Raw genomic sequence first — 2,588 nt, 5'->3', positions numbered from 1 at the left:
TTTATGCGACGGACTCGGGAAAGGGCCGGATCATCCGCCGGTTCGGCATCGCCGAGGAGATTCGCAAGAAAGAGAACGACCCCGGGGTGGAAGTCTGGTGGTACTACACAAAGGGGAAAAGCTTTTCCTTCCGGAAAGATAAGTTGGAGGGGGAGACTTCCTTCCGCCCGGTGTTCAAGTAGCCGCCGGGTTGTGCGCCGCGTCGTTTTTCGTCCCGCCGTTTGATGCTGGATCCTCGATGACCGTGACAAAATCCGGAATGATTCGAAAACGGATTTCCTCGCCCGCGTCTACGCGCATGTTCGGGTGGACGTGGATGATCAGCGACTGACCCTTGCCGATCTCGCCCATATGTTCCACATCCAGCGTGATGTACTGCCCTCCGTAGGTGATTTTCAGAACGCGGGCCCGAAAGGGGCCCTCGGGATCGATTCTGAAGCTTTCGGGCCGGATCGAGATGAAGGCGTCCGTTCCGAAGCCAAGATCGCGCATCCAGAGGCAGGGAACGGGGCCGATGGAAGTCATCACTTCATCGTAGCCGGGGGAGAGAATGATGCCGGGAAGAATATTTGTCCGTCCGACGAAGCGGGCGACATATTCGGTGGCTGGAAACTGGTAAATCTCGCGCGGAGAGCCGATCTGCTCGATATTTCCCTGGTTCATTACAACGATGCTGTCCGATACAGCGAGGGCGTCGCGCTCGTCGTGGGAGACGATGATGGAGGTCTGCCCGCTGTCCCGGAGGATTTCGACCAGCTCGTCGCGTACCTGGTCGCGCAGCCGGGCGTCCAGGTTGCTGAAGGGCTCATCGAGGAGAACGATCTCCGGCTTGGGAGCGATGGCGCGGGCCAGGGCCACGCGCTGCTGCTGCCCGCCGGAGAGCTGGTGGGGAAAGCGGTCGTCGAATCCCTCCAGGCCGACCTGGTGCAGCACGACGTGCATGCGCTCCTTTCTCGCCTCGCGGGAGAGGCCGCTGAGGCCGAATTCAACGTTCTGCCGCACGGTCTTGTGCGGGAAGAGGGCGTGATCCTGAAATACCATGCCCACCCCCCGCTTCTCGGGAGGCGTCCAGTGGCCGCCCCCGGCCACCGGTTTTCCGGCCAGCAGCACCTCTCCCGTATCCGGTTGTTCAAAACCGGCGATCAGGCGCAGGGTCGTGGTTTTTCCGCAGCCGGAAGGGCCAAGGATGGATACGATTCTCCCCTGTTCGACGAAAAACGAGATGTCCCGCACGGCGGGCGCACCCGTGCCGGGATACTGTTTCGAAACCCCGGAGAGTTCGAGAATCGCATTCTTCGGCAAGGCTAGCCCTCCGTGGCGCCGAAATGCCCCCGGGAGAGGAGCAGGTAGAGCGGCAGGCTCGAGACGAGGATCAGCAGCAGGGCCGCCGGCGCGGCGTGAATATATATTCCCTCGTCCGCCGCCGTCCAGATGCGGACCGAAAGCGGATCGAATCCGGCGGGCCGAAGGAGAAGCGTGGCCGGAAGCTCGCGCAGGGAAGAGAGAAAGACCAGCGACCATCCGGCGAGGATACCCGGAAGAATGAGGGGAAAGGTGATCTCCCGCAACGCCTGCCACGTCCTCCGTCCCAGGCTGCGAGCGGCATCCTCCAGCGCGGGCGAGACCTGGGCGATGGAAGCCTGCTCCGCCTGAAGGGATTCGGGCAGGAACCGAACCAGAAAAGCCGCCAGCAGCATCCAGGTCGTTCCGTAGAGCGGCGCGGCCCAGGCGTGAAAAAAGAAAATCATGCTGAGGGCGACCACCATCCCCGGCAGGGCATAGCCGACCTGGGCCAGGAGATAGATGAGCGAGGGGATTCTGCCCCGAAAGCGTGCCATCAGGTACGCGATGGGCAACCCCACGCCGGCGGTGATGCAGGCGGCCATTGCGGCCAGCCACAAGCTTTGCCAGGCCGAGTGCAGCAATCCGCCCGCGCTCGTGTGCCAGAGTTCGAGCATGGCGCTTTGATCGGAGAATCCCTGAACCGTCCAGGAGAGCAGAAGCGCAAAAGGAATGCCAATCGAAAGGGCGAGGGTGATGGCGATGAACACCCAGGCGGGAAGTTTCCACCTCCCGAGGGGCACCGGTACGGGGGGCTTCCACTGGGAGCGCATCTGGACCACGTTGCGGCGGATGCGCGTTTTTCTTTCGAAAAAGAGGATCGCGAGCGCCAGAATGACTGTGACGATGGAGAGCGCGGCGGCGCCGGAGCGATCGAAGCGGCCTGTCAGCTGCAGGTAGATGGCGGCGGTGAAAGTGTCCGTGCGCGTCAGGCTGACCGCTCCGAAATCCGAGAGAACGTAGAGGCCGACCAGAAGGGCGCCCGCGCCGACAGCGGGGCGGAGAAGGGGAAGGGTGACGCGGAAAAACGTTTTCCAGCGTCCCAGCCCCGAAGCCTGGGCCGCCTCCTCGAGCGAGCGATCCGACAAGCGAAGCGCCGCGCTCGCGAGAAGATAGATATAGGGATAGGTGAAGATGCTCAGAACGAAATAAGCGGCCGGAAACCCGATGAGGGAGAGCGCCGGAATCCGGTGGACGCCCAGCCAGTCGGCCACGGGAATTTCGAGCCGCCCGCGCGGCCCCAGGAG

3 protein-coding genes are annotated in these 2,588 nt (G+C 62.9%); 1 reads left to right on the top strand and 2 read right to left on the bottom strand.

Features of this window, described 5'->3' with window-relative positions:
- The coding region (locus O2807_14510; GenBank protein MDA1001715.1) for a hypothetical protein at window positions 1–182 on the top strand (182 nt) is incomplete at its 5' end.
- On the opposite strand, the gene O2807_14505 is transcribed toward O2807_14510, so the two are convergent.
- Together O2807_14505 and O2807_14500 are read right to left on the bottom strand one after the other, a co-directional pair.
- Window positions 175–1,302 (bottom strand): ABC transporter ATP-binding protein, encoded by a 1,128-nt coding sequence (locus O2807_14505; protein ID MDA1001714.1) that lies wholly within the window; start codon window positions 1,300–1,302, stop codon window positions 175–177. The two genes, O2807_14510 and O2807_14505, sit on opposite strands and share 8 nt — an antisense overlap.
- A 2-nt stretch (window positions 1,303–1,304) precedes the next feature.
- Window positions 1,305–2,588: iron ABC transporter permease (locus tag O2807_14500; GenBank protein ID MDA1001713.1), on the bottom strand; the 1,284-nt coding region annotated here is incomplete at its 5' end.

It is taken from the genome of bacterium (genome assembly GCA_027622355.1).
In the GTDB taxonomy this organism is placed as follows: Bacteria; UBA8248; UBA8248; order UBA8248; family UBA8248; genus JAQBZT01.
This window is presented reverse-complemented; position numbering and strand designations above follow the sequence as displayed.